This is a genomic window from Chitinivibrio alkaliphilus ACht1, assembly GCF_000474745.1.
GTDB classification, from domain to species: Bacteria; Fibrobacterota; Chitinivibrionia; order Chitinivibrionales; family Chitinivibrionaceae; genus Chitinivibrio; species Chitinivibrio alkaliphilus.
In genome coordinates, this window is sequence record NZ_ASJR01000007.1 from 46,616 (window position 1) to 60,721 (window position 14,106).

Annotated in this window: 9 protein-coding genes; 3 read left to right on the forward strand and 6 right to left on the reverse strand. The window is 49.6% G+C overall.

All coding sequences use genetic code 11. The features are described from left to right. Positions 1–139: 139 nt before the first annotated feature. From CALK_RS04595 to CALK_RS04605, 3 genes are read left to right on the forward strand one after another with little or no spacing between them, the layout of a single operon-like run. Entirely contained in the window at positions 140–4,003 is a 3,864-nt protein-coding gene (locus CALK_RS04595; RefSeq protein ID WP_022636490.1) for a translocation/assembly module TamB domain-containing protein, read from the forward strand. Next, complete coding sequence (locus tag CALK_RS04600; RefSeq protein WP_155851784.1) at positions 3,984–5,054, forward strand: POTRA domain-containing protein; 1,071 nt, start codon at positions 3,984–3,986, stop codon at positions 5,052–5,054. Before CALK_RS04595 ends, CALK_RS04600 begins: the two co-directional genes overlap by 20 nt. A gap of 1 nt (position 5,055) precedes the next feature. Continuing rightward, positions 5,056–6,720 (forward strand): BamA/OMP85 family outer membrane protein, encoded by a 1,665-nt coding sequence (locus CALK_RS04605; RefSeq protein ID WP_022636492.1) that lies wholly within the window; start codon positions 5,056–5,058, stop codon positions 6,718–6,720. 43 nt (positions 6,721–6,763) lie between these two features. On the opposite strand, the gene CALK_RS12065 is transcribed toward CALK_RS04605, so the two are convergent. From CALK_RS12065 to CALK_RS04635, 6 genes are all read right to left on the reverse strand, one after another. Further along, complete coding sequence (locus tag CALK_RS12065) at positions 6,764–7,192, reverse strand: hypothetical protein (protein ID WP_022636493.1); 429 nt, start codon at positions 7,190–7,192, stop codon at positions 6,764–6,766. A 106-nt stretch (positions 7,193–7,298) separates the two neighbouring features. Next, positions 7,299–8,159, reverse strand: a complete 861-nt coding sequence (locus CALK_RS04615; protein WP_034636830.1) for a hypothetical protein — start codon at positions 8,157–8,159, stop codon at positions 7,299–7,301. Positions 8,160–8,517: 358 nt separating this feature from the next. Beyond that, positions 8,518–9,993 (reverse strand): PLP-dependent transferase, encoded by a 1,476-nt coding sequence (locus CALK_RS04620; protein WP_022636495.1) that lies wholly within the window; start codon positions 9,991–9,993, stop codon positions 8,518–8,520. Beyond that, positions 9,986–11,146 carry a trans-sulfuration enzyme family protein gene (locus tag CALK_RS04625; protein ID WP_022636496.1) on the reverse strand — a complete coding sequence of 387 codons (1,161 nt, stop codon included), beginning with the start codon at positions 11,144–11,146 and terminating at the stop codon, positions 9,986–9,988. Before CALK_RS04625 ends, CALK_RS04620 begins: the two co-directional genes overlap by 8 nt. A gap of 149 nt (positions 11,147–11,295) precedes the next feature. After that, complete coding sequence (locus CALK_RS04630; RefSeq protein WP_022636497.1) at positions 11,296–12,936, reverse strand: Ig-like domain-containing domain; 1,641 nt, start codon at positions 12,934–12,936, stop codon at positions 11,296–11,298. Then, on the reverse strand, positions 12,933–14,105 hold the full coding sequence (locus tag CALK_RS04635; RefSeq protein WP_022636498.1) for a TraB/GumN family protein: 1,173 nt from the start codon (positions 14,103–14,105) through the stop codon (positions 12,933–12,935). The genes CALK_RS04630 and CALK_RS04635 overlap by 4 nt, the downstream gene beginning before the upstream one ends. Position 14,106: the final 1 nt, after the last annotated feature.

Here is a 14,106-nt window from a genome sequence, read left to right on the forward strand (position 1 = left end):
CACCTCCTTTTTGTTAGCGTGAGGACATCGTTGTAAAAGACGATGTCCTTATTTTTCTCTGCCCTGTCTCCATGGGAAGTCGGTGATATATTTTTACGCATTGAGAAATAGATAACCAGGAGGGGCCATAGAAGGGTCTGTGCAGAGAGTATGGTTTCGCTTTTTATATCTACTCCGTTGGTTCGCCCTTGCCCTAATCTTTTTGGTTTTGCTTTCTCAGTATATTCTGAACCTCTCTGTGGTGCGAACGACGGTCTTAGAGCATCTTAACGAGACCCTTCCGGGAACTATTTCTTTTCGTGATCACTCCTTCTCTTTGCTGCGACGTTCCCTTACCCTGTACGATCCTGTTCTGCTACATCCAGAGGGAGATACCCTATTGAGTGCTGATACAGTGGGGGCATCCCTGCGTGTGCGGGGGCTCTTGCATAATACGGTACAAATTAATACGCTTCATTTGGGTGCCCCCCGTGTTACTCTTTCCTTTTGGGAAGATGGTTCTTCAACACTGTATGAGGCGCTTGGTATAGAACCGAAACAGGATGATCCAGAGCAAGAGGGGTTGCATGTTCTTCTTCGGCAGGGGACTGTTACCCGGGGAAGACTCTCTCTTGCTTACGGGGAGAGTTCCCTGTCTCTGCAAAATCTATCAGCACAGGTCTACGCAAATTCACGGGATATGGACTTCTCTGGAACCATCTCCCTGAAAGATATGGACTTGCATCACGGAGAATACACGATTCTCCTTGACAGTCTGTACATGGCAGGAGATATGGTCGAGAAGGAGATTTCTCATTTTCACTTTTATGGTCGTGAACAGGATAATTTTATTTCTCTGATGGGGGATCTCTCCGGTGTTTTTACGTCGCAAACGCCCCGGGGTGAGCTTTTTGCAGAAACATCTCTACAGCACTCATTTATAGATCCTTTTTTGTCTCAAAATATTTTTGAATCCATTGATATAAGCCTCTCCGCAGAGGGGAGTATCCCACGCTTAACCGGGGCTCTGGATGTGGCGATGCGGGGCACCGCAGAAAGTGATATAGATACCGCTCATATACAGGGACATCTTGCGGAGTCTGTATTTACGGTGGAGCATCTCTGGGGGCAGTTTTTCTCAGATCTTTTCCTAACATCAGAGGGCACGGTTTCTCTTTCTGGATCGCGTTCTTGGCCCGGTGATTTTTCTGATATGGGATCCATTGCAGAACTGCTCACATGGGAATTTCAGGGAAGAGCCACCGATTCGGCACAACGGCCCGTAACGCCCGACCTCACCCTCTCTGAGTCAGCCTTGGACTTTACCCTTGCAGGGCAGGGCACATCCTTTCCACAGATGAGCGCACAGACAGCTCTGAGGGGCCGAACCACTCTTTCCTCTCATGATGGCACTCAGCAGGATATTCAGATTACTACTGCTCTTGATAAGCAGGGGAGTCGGGTGGAGATTGACTCTGCGGATATCAGGTTCTCTTCCGCAGCGATTGGTCTGGGGGGATCGGTGGACCTTGCTCGGCATGAGCTTGATATCAAAACAACCCTTTCCACCCTTATTATTGAAGAACACCTTCCCTTTCTGACCGATTTTGGACCCCTTTTCGGCAGTGTCATGGGTGATCTAACCGTGCGTGGTCCTTGGAATTATCCCGAAGTGGTGGGAGTATTTACTGCCCATGGGCTTCAGTATGATCGATACGGGGTTGATTTCGGTGATCTTGATTTTATTGCAGACTTCTCAACGGGAGAGGTGGGAGCAGATTTCCGCGTGCAACGGGACAGTACCTTTGCTGAGACCTCCGTGGGGGGGCAGTTTTTTACTTCCAAGGGGTTCTCCCTTCGCCCAGACTTTTCCTGGGATGCTTCCGTGGGAGGTGAAGTGTGGCTTGCTGATGTGAGTGACGATTTTTTGGACGGACGGGTTTCTTTTTCGGGGGAATATGGCGGTGTTGCCCTACGCGGTGATGGAGATGTACAGGTGGAAAGTGACATGATTTCTACCCCCTGGATTACCCTCTATGATCTCTTTCTTCCCGTGCATATTTCTGATAACACCGTGGAGATTGCGGAGGGAACGGTGGTTCCGGATTCTGCCGGTACGGTGGCTTTTTCCGGCACGGCGAACCTTTCTGGAGATGTGGCGGGGCGGGTGTGGTCTGAGTCATTCTCCCTTGGTGCGCTCTCGGTGGTTTCAGAGCTTCCTCTCTGGGCAGATCTTTCCTTTGATCTGCTGGTGGATTCCACCTTGGATGACCCTTATTTTTCCCTCAATGCTGATGCTGCTGATATTCGTGTGCATGATGTGTCAATTCCGCAGAAAATGTCTCTGGCCCTTGGGGGAACGCGGGATACCCTGACGTACAATCTCACGGGCCCTCTCTCTCTGTCTGGGGGGTATACTCCGGAAGGCTCCTTTTCTCTTGCAGCAAATATTGATACCTTTTCTCTCAATGAACTCCTTGCGGTGTATGGTGCCTCTGCTTTTCACGGCAATATCTCTGCGTCGGTTGAAGCACGTGGAAGAGAGCATTCCCTCACGGATGCCTCCGTGGAAATCGGGGCTCTTCGCTTGTTTCATAAAGAGCAGGAAGAGCGAAATATCCCAGATCTCATACGGGTAGAAAACCAACATCTTTCCTATGCCGCAGACACAATTTTCTGGGATGATTTTCATCTCCGTCTTGATACGACTTCAGACCTCTACCTTTCAGGCATGGCTGCCATGCCTGGAGATATTCGTGTCCGTAGCCACGGGGAGATTCCCCTCTCATTGGTGCGCCAGTTTGATATGGCAGAAGTAGACTCGTTGCGGGGCAGCCTTGCCGTTGATGTGACAAGTCGGTTTGATGGGACAACCTTTGGTTTTGACGGTGATATCCTCGGTGAGGACATCTCCTTTTTTATCCCCTACACAAATCAGCGGGTTCACTCACTTCATACGGAGCTGCAGTTTCGTCATACCGGAGAGGTACTCTCTGATATTCATGGAAGAATTGGTCGTAATGGCGTATTTTCCCTGGGTGGTACTGCTCAGTATGAGGGGATGCGTATGATGAGCGGTGGCTATGATATCCGAGCTCGATCAATTCCCTTGGTTGTGCCCGGGGCAGCAGAGGTGGTAGTAAATACCCAGAGTAGACTCTCCTTTGATCGCGGACGCATGAGTCTTGCAGGAACAATTGATTTGCTGGAGGGGTATTACTTTGAAGATATCGATTTTACGGCGCCTCGCTATGAGGATGAACTTGCCCACGGCCCTCGTGATATGGCCGATGAAGGACGAGGACTCATGGATATCGATTTACGTATTATTCCCCGGCGAAATTTCTATGTTGACAACAATATTGCCTTTTTAGAAATACGGCCGGATATTACCATTCGTGGGACAGAGCGCTCCCTTGCCGCAGAAGGAACCGCAGAAATTATTCAGGGAGATATTTCATACTATAACCGAACCTTTAATATTAAGGAGGGAACCCTTACCTTTCTTGATCCCCATCGGTTACACATGGATGTTGATATTACGGCTGTATCCTACGTGCGGGATTATATGATAACCCTGGAAGTCAGTGGAGACCCGGAGGAAGAGCTTGATTTTTCTCTTCGCGGTGAAAGCCGGGATGGACGAACGATACAGGATATGGATGTCTTTTCTCTTTTGCTTACGGGATTCACCACAGCGGAGCTACAGAGTGATGATGTGGGGGTTCGTGAAGCCTTAATACGTCAAATTCAGGATATGGTGAGTTCCATGGATAATCCCTATATGGGGCTCGAAAATATTACCATTGTTTTTGATAGTGAACGCGGGGGTACGGCCTTTACCCTGAGTGACGATCTTACCCGTCGTCTTTCTACGAAGGTTGATTTTGATATTGCCCGGGGAGAAACATATACGCGCGCAAGCTTTATTCTGCGGGTTTTGGAGAATATCTCCGTTTCAAGTTTTACCGATACTGAAGGTCATTCAGGAGGGAGTGTCCGTTTTGAATTTGAACGTCGTTAAGGTTCTTCTCTGCCTTCCCGTGTTTGTCCTTGGGCAGCTGCGCATTGATTTTGATGAAGCCGTGGGAGATACAACCTTCTATAGAACCGTGGCAGAGGACTTTTTTCGGCGTGCTGCAGCAGCAGAAGCAGATGTGGCAGATTCCTATGCCAAGGGAGTCTCTTTTTTGGAACGAAGTGGCTTTTATGAAATTATAGATACGGTGCGAAGTACTGAGGAATTTTCCGTGCTTCTCACTCCCACCTTTGTGCTGTCGGAGATACAGATACGTGGGGCTGCACCGCTCTTTGAAAGCGATATTCATTCTGCCTTCTCTCTCAGTGTGGGAGATCGTGTCACTGCGGAAAGTATCCAGGAGGAAGTGGAGTCCCTTGAGGAAGATCTGGAAGATCGATTTGGTCTGATTTCCCCACGAGTTGAAAGCCGCATTGTATACGATATGAACGAGGGTACTGCAGATCTTGAGCTGCGTATTTCCCGCGAAGGAATTTACCGCATAGAAGATATTCGCATTGCGGGAAATGGGCGATTTACGGATCGTCGCCTCCGTACGGTGAGCGGGCTCTGGCGCGATCGCGGGGGGCATCTCTTTGTTGAGGAGATAGAACAGAAAATTCGTTCTATACAGGAGTATTACTATTCACGGCAGTACCCCGAAGCGCAGGTTGAGTGGGAATATGATTTTGATGAGGAGGCGCAACAGATTATCCTCAATATCACCGTTGATGAAGGACCGCGCTATGATATTGACTACTCCGATGTTGCTCCCTTACGTCGAAGACGGGTGCGTACCGCCCTTGATTTTTCCAATCAGGGAAATCGGAATGATTTTACCCTCAATCGGGTTCTGTTCAATCTTCGCCGGGAACTTCGCTCCATGGGATATCAGTATGGAACGGTTGATTTTGAAGACTCTTTATATACCTCGTCTCGGGGAGATTCCATTCGGGAGATATCCCTTCGTGTTGACACGGTTGAAGCGCGAACCCGCCTTGAACTCATTCATTTTGAGGGAAATGAATACTTTTCAGAACGCGCTCTGAAAAAATGAGATGGTCCTGACGCCGCATACCCGTAGAATTGGACGTGATGGCCATGCTGCGTACACTCCCCTTCGTGCAGCCAACGATATGCAGCGTGTACGAGATTTATATCTTCGTGCGGGGTTTTTAGGAGCCGAGGTAACCTATGAAACAGATTATTTATCGGATACGGTGGTTGCCCTCAGTATTTCCATTCGAGAGGGCGAACAAACGTTCTGTGAGGATGTTCGTATATCGGGAATAGAGAATGACCAGGAAGAGGCTCTTCTTCCAAGCCCCCCGTGGGATATTTTCCATATCGATACAGTACGTGCATTTCGTGAAACCCTGCTGGAGGAGTACCGGGAAAAGGGGTATCCCTTTGTTGATGTGGGATATCGGCTCCATTTCAATGAAGATAGCTCTTCCGTATCGGTGGAATATCTTTTAGACCCTGGCGATAGCGTTCGCGTACAGGGCATCCATTTTTCTGGAAATTTGAAGACGAACGAGGCATTTCTACGCCGTATCCTCTCTATTGAGGAGGGGGATGTTTTCTCACGTCGGGAATTAAGTCGTGGGGTTCGTCGTTTACGGACAATACGCTCCTTTTCTTCTCTCACATATAGTATTGTTGCCTTGGAAGAGGGGTATGAAGAGGTTGATATTATCTTTTCTCTTACGGAGTCACGCCCCTATAGTGCAGAGGTGGGCCTTGCTTACGATACATATAACTCCTTTAACGTGTCCCTGCGTGCGCAAAACCGAAACTTTCTACAACGAGATCGACATCTCGGGGTTCGTGGCATGGTCACGGCACAACGGGAGGGAGAGGTGGAACTTACCTTTGCAAACCCCCATTTCCTGTATCGCGAGATTCGGGCAACCTCGTCACTCTATGGGACCTATGGACTCCAGGGAAGTGTGGAAAACTATGCAGAAATTGGGAATATTTACAGTTTGCACTGGCGTATGAGTGAGGCGATTCAGGCAACGGCGTCGCTTTCCTTTGAGGCACGGGATATTCGTAATACAGAGGCGGTACGAAACGCTGCGCAAATATCAACTATTCTCTCCTATGATAGTCGAGATAGCTTTCTTCGTCCCCGGCGGGGCTCCTTTTTTCGGGGAGAGGGAGAGCTTTCCTATGGCTTTTCCTACGAGGTGGATAATTTTGTACGTGCCCGTGGAGAGTTTCGTACCTACGTAACCCCCGTAAGCGCCTTTACCTTTGCCGGTCGTTTCGGAGGAGGAGTGGTTCATAATTATACTCCCGCCCTCGATACAATTCAGCGTGACCAGCTCTTAACCTTGGGGGGGGTGAGCAGTGTTCGTGGGTATGAAGAGGGGATGCTCTTTTTTGAAAGCAGCCACGAGGATGAGTCGGTAGAGCATGCTCCCCTGGGAGGATATGCTGCTCTTTTCGGAAATATTGAAGCTCGTATTCCCCTTATTCTCTCCTTTGAAGCAAATACCTTTTTTGATGTGGGGCTCCTGACGGATCAAAGCGATTATACCTTTTCCGAGACTCCACGGGGTGCTTATGGTGGAGGGGTACGCTATGTAAGTCCCCTTGGTGCTATTGGAGTTGTGTATGCCCAGAAGGCCTCCTTTGGCTTTGATGATGAGGTGGCAAAACAATATTACGAAGAAAACCCCGATATGTGGATCTTTTCAATTAACTATACGTTCTAAGCATGGGTAATCCGGTGTATTTGATATTAGTTACATTTAGAGCTCATACAAAGAAGTATTTAGTTATTAGGAGATTGATAGACTTTGTAGAGAATGTCTCTATATGCCGCACAAACAAGTATGCAACTATTGCTCCGCAAGTTAATGGAGGTAAGATAATAAAGAAAAACTTACCTGTAAGTGTACTCAAGGCCACATCAGATAATAGTGAACTCAAAATAGCACCTACGCCCAGAGATGAAAAAGCCAGTAATATTTCAGCCCAAGGAAATGAGCTAGCTCTTAAGGTAGTAAGTTTCTCACGCCATCCTTTAAGCGCGGATGCCCTAATGGTAATCATAAAGTCTTTTTTTTCTTTATCCGGCGTAACAACCGAATAAGAATGGTTGACCTTCATATCAGCACCATCAGTCTCTGCCTTTATATCGGCAGCAGGAAATGATGTAGTATTGTCAAAATCTTCCGGATTCAATCATTACTCCTTATTTTGCTTGCAACCTTAACGCCTCGCATCACCGGCAACAGAATGCAGAGCCATGATCGAGCGCCGCTTTTTGCTGCGCGAGTGCATGCAAGTGTTAGCCATTTCTTGGTGAAACCCCCTCAACCACTTCAACACCTAGCATATTTCTCAGAGAAATAAGTGACGGAGGCAGTTTTGATTCCAAGACGAGCAATGCTCGTGCGTTTTGTGGGCGTGACTCCGAGAGCAATACCGCCTCCATGACTGCCCGGTATTTAACACACTGGTAGAGACCCCGTACAATGTCGGCTTCAGCTGAAATTAATGATTTAACCTCTGCAGCTACCCAAACTTTGTTATCTCTAAACGAGACGTCCAGACAATCCCCGGACGGTAATGGATGTTCTGTGGTGCCTTGTGGGGTATTCGCGCCAAGACTGACGACTTTTGGGTTTTGAGCAACATACGCTTTAAGAGCTTTGTGTTCTTCGCTCTCACCGCCACCGAATCCGCCGGCTGATTTTTTCACGAAAGCAGTGAAATCAGACGTTGTTGGTTCAAGATCAAGAGCTTCAAGGACTTCCTGCCATCGGGGGTACAAAAATACATGCTGTAGTTCTGCTTCAACAATTGCCCTCTTCTGTCGAAGCGGAAGTGATGCAAAGTCCTCTTTCTTCACTAGAAACCAGCCGATACCTTCTCCGGGCAGCCCCGTGTTCTTGTTGACTACAAGACATTGTATTGGTGGGACCTTGGATTTCCATGCCTTTGAAAGTCGCTCCAGAGACTGCCCAATACTCCCAAGGACGTAGTTGAGGTTACGTGGGTTGGGCATTCCCAACTCTTCAGCAAGATCGGAGTAAAAGATCGGTGCGCCTGCCTCCGCTTGGCGGACAAGTAATGGGAGCGCAGCGCGAGCCCTCGTCTGACATGCTTTATCTCCAGAAATTGGTTCAGAAATTTTGGCAGTGTTCATCATGTACCTCTAATTCGCTAACATCCTGATCATCTAAAGCAAAATATCATCCAACATTTCACCGTGTCAATCTTTTATTATTTTGTACTTCCAATGAATACTTTGAGAAGGCCAATACCATTAAAGCAATCCCGTTTGATATGCAAAACTGGCATTCATTACTTCTCAAAGATATGGTTCCTCAAGTCAAGCACGCCAATTACCTCAAATGGTGTCGATTCTTCTATGACTTTTGTTCAAAATATACCTTCACCCCCTACTAAAAAGAGAGTATCAGCCTTATGGCTCTACTAAATGAGAGAGTCAGAAGACTGGGAGCGAGTTTGAGAAAGGTGGTTCTCCTGAATCTATACTCCTATCACAGAAGAAGATCAAGGGATCTCTTCAATGCTGCAATAGTCCTGTCTGGGTCGTAGGTTCCCACGGAAAGGCGGAGCAGCCACGGTGAAATTCCTGCCTGAGAAAGCTCTTTTTGCCCCTCCTTTTGCACAAGATCCCAGTGGGCGAGGAGGGTATAGCTCATGAGCAAGGGAAAATCGGTCCCTAGGCTTGGCCCCTTGGGAAGGCAGAGGGAGTCGTAAAATATTGCAAAATCACCCCGCACTGCAAAGGTAAGTACCCCGCCATAGGCTTCATCATGTCTTGCAATGGCTCCATAATTCTCTGCTGTTTCTGAATAGACCGAATAAACCGACTCCACCGCAGGGTGGTGACGAAGAAAGGCTGCTATCTGCTTGCAAACCTCGTTAACCCGCTGCATCCGTGCGCCATAGGAGCGTATTCCCTGAGCACACCGCAAGAGATCTTCATGCTGTAAGGGGATGCTGCGTTTCGCCACATCGGAAAGAATTGTCTCTGAGAAAGAGCTCTCTGCGGGCACAAAAACAGCTCCCGCCATGGTGTCCCCCGTGCCCACGGCATACTTTGTCATGCTTTCAATAATGCAGTCTGCGGCGGAGGAAATATCCACATTCCAAGGCGTTGCAAAGGTGTTGTCCACGATGAGCCAACAGCCGTATTCGCGACAAAGCTCTTTTAGGGCAGTAAAATTGGGGGTGTGAAGCAAGGGGTTTGAAACGGTTTCTGTGACAATGGCCATGACACGATCTCCCTCGTAGGCAAGAGCGGTTCTTAGTGTGTGTAAATCCGTAACCCGGGGTATTTGGTGATGTCGTGGGGCAAAGGAGCGAAGAATTGATATGGAGTCTGTATAGAGCCAGCCAAACTGTATTACCGTATCTCGATGGGTGTGGGCTGCGGCATCTTTCACGGCGGCAAAGACACTGTAGAAGGCGTTCATGCCGCTATTGGTAAGGATAGTTTTTCCCGGACCGTATCCTTCACGCAGAACATCCGTTATTATCTGTTTTTCTTGCTGTTGTTCCGCGGGGGAGGGCTGAGAATGCCCCTTGAGGATCCGTTCTGCCTCCCGTGAAAATATCATGTATCCACACCATTTCATAATGGTAAAGAAGGAGTAGCGCTCCTGCGATGACGAAAAAAGCGCAAGGAGAAGAGAGCCCCGGTGTTCATAGAAGGTTGGGGTTTTCTTCCACAGGCGGCACACCTCATCAAAGGCTGCCCGTGAGGGAAGCAAGAGGGCGTAGTGGTTGTCCCTGTCATAGATACGGCGAATCTCCTCGGTGAGTTGGGATACCAGGGGATGCTGGATAATTCGAGGGTAGGCTTGGCGTACTTTGGTAAAAATGTCACCAGCACTCTCTTCATAATCTGCAACATCCTGATAGGTGGGAAGAGACACGGAAAAAGCGTGGGGAGTATCAAAGGGGATGGGGGTTCCGCAGGGTATGGGGCTGTAATAGCGTTCATCCATAAAGAGCCTCCTGAATATCCTTTTTGAGATCATCAACCGATTCCAACCCAAGGGAAAGGCGCACCGTTGCAGGGGTGATACCGATGGCAGCCAACTCTGCTTCAGAAAAAGAGGCATGGCTAATTTTGCCCGGTATCTCTATTCTGCTGTCGGCTGTGCCAAAGGATGCTTTTTCCCCAAAAAGGACCGTTTTTTCCACCACCCGTTGTGCAGTTTGCGGGGTATCAAAATCAACGGTGAATACCCCAGAGAAATAGCGCATTTGTGTGCGTGCCAGTTCGTGTTGGGGGTGGGAGGGAAGCCCCGGATAAGTAACCGAGACCACCTCTGGCAGAGTTTCAAGCCATGTGGCAAGGGCGTGAGCGTTTTCTTCATGCAACTTCATGCGCATTGGCAGGGTGGGCAGCCCCAGGGAAGTAACATAGACATCCATGGGGTTTTGGCTGCGTCCATAGGCGTTTGCCGCATAGGCAAAGGGATCCACCAGATCATCCCGCCCCGTAACAAGAACACCCCCCACCACGGAACCGTGACCAGAGACATATTTAGTGGTTGAGAAGAAGGAGATATCCGCCCCCAGAGCAAGGGGCTTTTGGGAGATAAAGGTTGCCAGGGAATTATCCACCACACAGAGGGTGTTGTGCGCATGGGCCCGTTTTGCAATTGCCGCAATATCAATAATTTTCAAGCCCGGATTGGTGGGGGTTTCAAAGAGTATAAAGCGCACATCGTTTTGGGACAAGACCTGCTCGACTGCTGTAGTATCGGTACAGTCTACAAAATGAATGGTAATGTCAAGGCGCTCACGATAGGATTGCAGCAGGCGATAGGTGCCTCCGTAACAGTCTTGCTCCACCACGATGTGGTCCCCCGTTTTTACAAGGGTCTCCAGCAATAGAGCCACCGCACCAAGCCCTGTGTGAGTACAATGGGCAGAACGTCCTTCACAGACCTTGGTAAAGAGATTTTCCAGAGAGTGTCTGGTGGGGTTTCCGCTGCGCGTATAATCATAGGGGGTCTCCCCCTGCTTTTTTAAGTCGAAGGTGGCTGTCTGATAAATGGGCATATGGGTTGCCCCGTGGGGGTCATTTATGGCTCCCACTTCTGCGGCATGGGATAATAAAGTTGCTACTGAACAGTGTTGATAGTCCATGGGAGTTCCTCTATGAGATAATTGTTTACTATTCCTCTTGTGAAAATATACTTAACGCCTCGAAGAAGGACAATACGCTTTCTGTGTAAAAGGTTGCTCCTTCATGCGGGCAGATGAATATCTGCCCCGAAGAGCGGAGGAAGGTCTGCTTATTCAGCGGACGGATGGGGTGGGTAAAATGGGAAAGTTTCGGGCGAGAAATGGTATTCCTGTTCCCAGCGCGGGGGAATGGAGATGGTATCTGTTACGGGAAGATAGTATGATTCCGGTGCGAAGGGGAGAAGGGTTCCCGTACGAAAGGTCGTGTCTTCATGTGGTGTGCCAAAAAAGCGCATGGTGTAGGTGTCGGCACGCAAGGGGGCAATGGTGGTTTTGGTATCGGTAATCTTTTTGCGATAAACTAGACCAGTTTTGTGGCCTCGAAGTTCCAGTACTGTTTCAGAGAGTTGTTCTGTGGCATCGATCAGGGTAAAGGACTCTGCAAAATCACTGGTTCCACGGGTTGTGGTGGTGATGGTTGTGTCTCTGTCTTCGGTACGACAGTCCTTCCACGCAAGGGTGAACGCGAGTTCACTGTTCATGGGGGCAGGGGTCTCTGCGGTGTAGTGATGGGTTGAAGAAAGACGAGATTCCTTGGCAATAAACCACAGGGTATCACCGTCGGGTTGCAGGGCGACGATACTGTCGGGGGATTGCTTCTGCACGGCTGTATTCCAGGAAATACGGAGGGAGGGAGTCTTGTCTCTTTGAACCATCTCTACCTTTGTCATGTGAATGGGGGGAAACTCCGACGGTGGGGGGCCTGAAAATGGAAGGGAGTGGACCGTTGTTTCTCTGCGGTTGGTATCGATGCAGGGAAAACGGTGGCTGTGTAGATGTATTTCATAGGTGGTATCTGTGAGGGGGCTTGGCAGAGAAATGTGCAGAGCACGGCCATCGTCTCGGCGGCTCCACTTATCAAGGGGCATGGTATCCTTCTCACGGGAGAGGCTCACCATGAGGGCGGAGTCGCGGGGAAGCAGTGGTCTGGTGAGGGTGAGTTCGAGATGGGTTGAATCACGGTAGGTTATGGCCTCAGGTTCCACGGGGCGTGGTTCATAGACAAGGGGCATGGACAGAGATGTGGGTGCAGCACTGGTTTCCATGGCGGGGGAGGAGGAGCTATAAAGGGTGTCTCCTGCCTGCAGGGGCCACTGTGCAACGGCAAGGCAGAGATAGGTTCCCTCGCTTAGGTGATGTGCGGAAAAGGTCCCCGTTGAATCGGGGGTAGCACGGTAGTCAAAGGTGGAGATATTTACCAGAGAATCTTCTTTCAGACGCTGGGTCGATATGAGCCCGATTTGGGTAAATTCCTCTTGGGTGTGGGGAGGGATGGTGCCGGAAAGAGTGCCCGAACTAAGGCTGTCTCCCGTAGAGAAAATGAGGGTGTAGGGTGGAGAAAGAGCCGCCTGTTGATACCCGGCCAGATTGGGGGTGAGATGGATGTGGTAGGTTGTTTCCTCTTCCCAGGAAGTACGGGGGTGAATGGTCATGGTGGAGCGGCGAATATCCACGGTAACCCCCTCTGGGACGGGAGGGCTTATTTCTATTCCTGCGGCGGCCCGGTCTCGATGGGGCCAGGTTGAAAAGCGAATGGTGATGGGTGAATCGGGGCTCACCTGTACTGCCTGCTGAGATGGATGGGTGTGAATAACCGAGAGAACCGGGGGCGTGCCGTCTCCCCCCTCGGGGAACTGGCGCTGGGCGCAGCCGGTCCAGAGAAGGGCTCCAAGGAGAATGAGGCGTATCATTGGGCAAGCCGGAATGCAAGAACAAAGGGGTAGGCCAGGGAGGCAAGAGAGCTTCCGAGGCTTGAAAAGATAAACACGAGGAGAATACGGGTTAAGGGGTTTTTCCAGAGCCCGCGCATGCTTTCTGTGGCTTCGGGAACCGCTTCCATATCAGCCACGGTGGGACGTTTTAAAATAGTTTGCACCAGTCCCGTGATGTATCCGGCACCAATGGTTGGGTTCAGACTGGTCAGGGGGGCCGCAACAAAGGCGGTCAGTATCGTGAGGATATGGGCTCCGGCAAGAAGGGTTCCCACAGCGGAAAGAGTTCCGTTTAAGAGTACCCAAAGAAGAAGCATCTCGCCGCCCCGTTCGCTTCCTCCCGTGACAAACCCATAGGCAATCAGGGCAATAATAAGAAGGGGAAATCCCCAGGTGATCAGGCGTGGTAGCAGGGACGGGGGGGGCACATGGGTAATTGCGTCAAGATCATTTTCTTCAAACAGTTGTCTGGCAATCCCCGGAACATGGCCGGCACCAACCACGGCAAGAATTGTGGTTCCCGTGGCGGATTTTATCTTTTCTGCAAGGTGCATATCGCGTTCATGGATTAAGCTTTCCTGAATGCGAGGAAACTCATGGGTAAACTCTTCCATGGCGTGTTCCAGATGGTCCTTGTTTTTTAGCTCTTCCACCGTTTCATGATCAATCTTCTCATCAGAATGAAACAGGAGTGAAGGAAGGAGGTGGGCAAGGAGACGAATTTTTTCAAAAAAGGAGAGATTGCCCCAGACCCGTTTCAGGGTAATTTGAATATCCCGATCAGCCAAAATAAGCTCACGGTTGTCCTGTTCTGCCTGATGCACTCCTTCAATCATTTCTGCACCGGGAGTTACTTCAAGCTCCTTGCCTAATTTACGATAAAAAGAGCTGAGTATGAGCTGCGCAAAAAGCATCACCGCCTTTTTCTCTTTTATGATACGGAAAATATCCATATTTTTCCATCGGTCGGCGTTGCGGATCGATTCAAGGCGATTTTTGCAGAGTTCTACACAAACCGTATCGGGGGAGAGGTTTCGACAGGCCTCCCGTACTTCCACCACACTCTGTTTTGACACGTGGGCCGTGCCGAGGAGGTATACGGTTTTTTCCTGCCAGTCCACCTTTGTGATATTTTTGTCATACTCCATG

Coding starts and splice junctions, on each gene's coding strand:
- CALK_RS04605 (WP_022636492.1), top strand. CDS start 5,056: ATGGTCCTGACGCCGCATACCCGTAGAATTGGACGTGATGGCCATGCT.
- CALK_RS04615 (WP_034636830.1), bottom strand. CDS start 8,159: ATGAACACTGCCAAAATTTCTGAACCAATTTCTGGAGATAAAGCATGT.
- CALK_RS04620 (WP_022636495.1), bottom strand. CDS start 9,993: ATGGATGAACGCTATTACAGCCCCATACCCTGCGGAACCCCCATCCCC.
- CALK_RS04625 (WP_022636496.1), bottom strand. CDS start 11,146: ATGGACTATCAACACTGTTCAGTAGCAACTTTATTATCCCATGCCGCA.
- CALK_RS04630 (WP_022636497.1), bottom strand. CDS start 12,936: ATGATACGCCTCATTCTCCTTGGAGCCCTTCTCTGGACCGGCTGCGCC.
- CALK_RS04635 (WP_022636498.1), bottom strand. CDS start 14,105: ATGGAGTATGACAAAAATATCACAAAGGTGGACTGGCAGGAAAAAACC.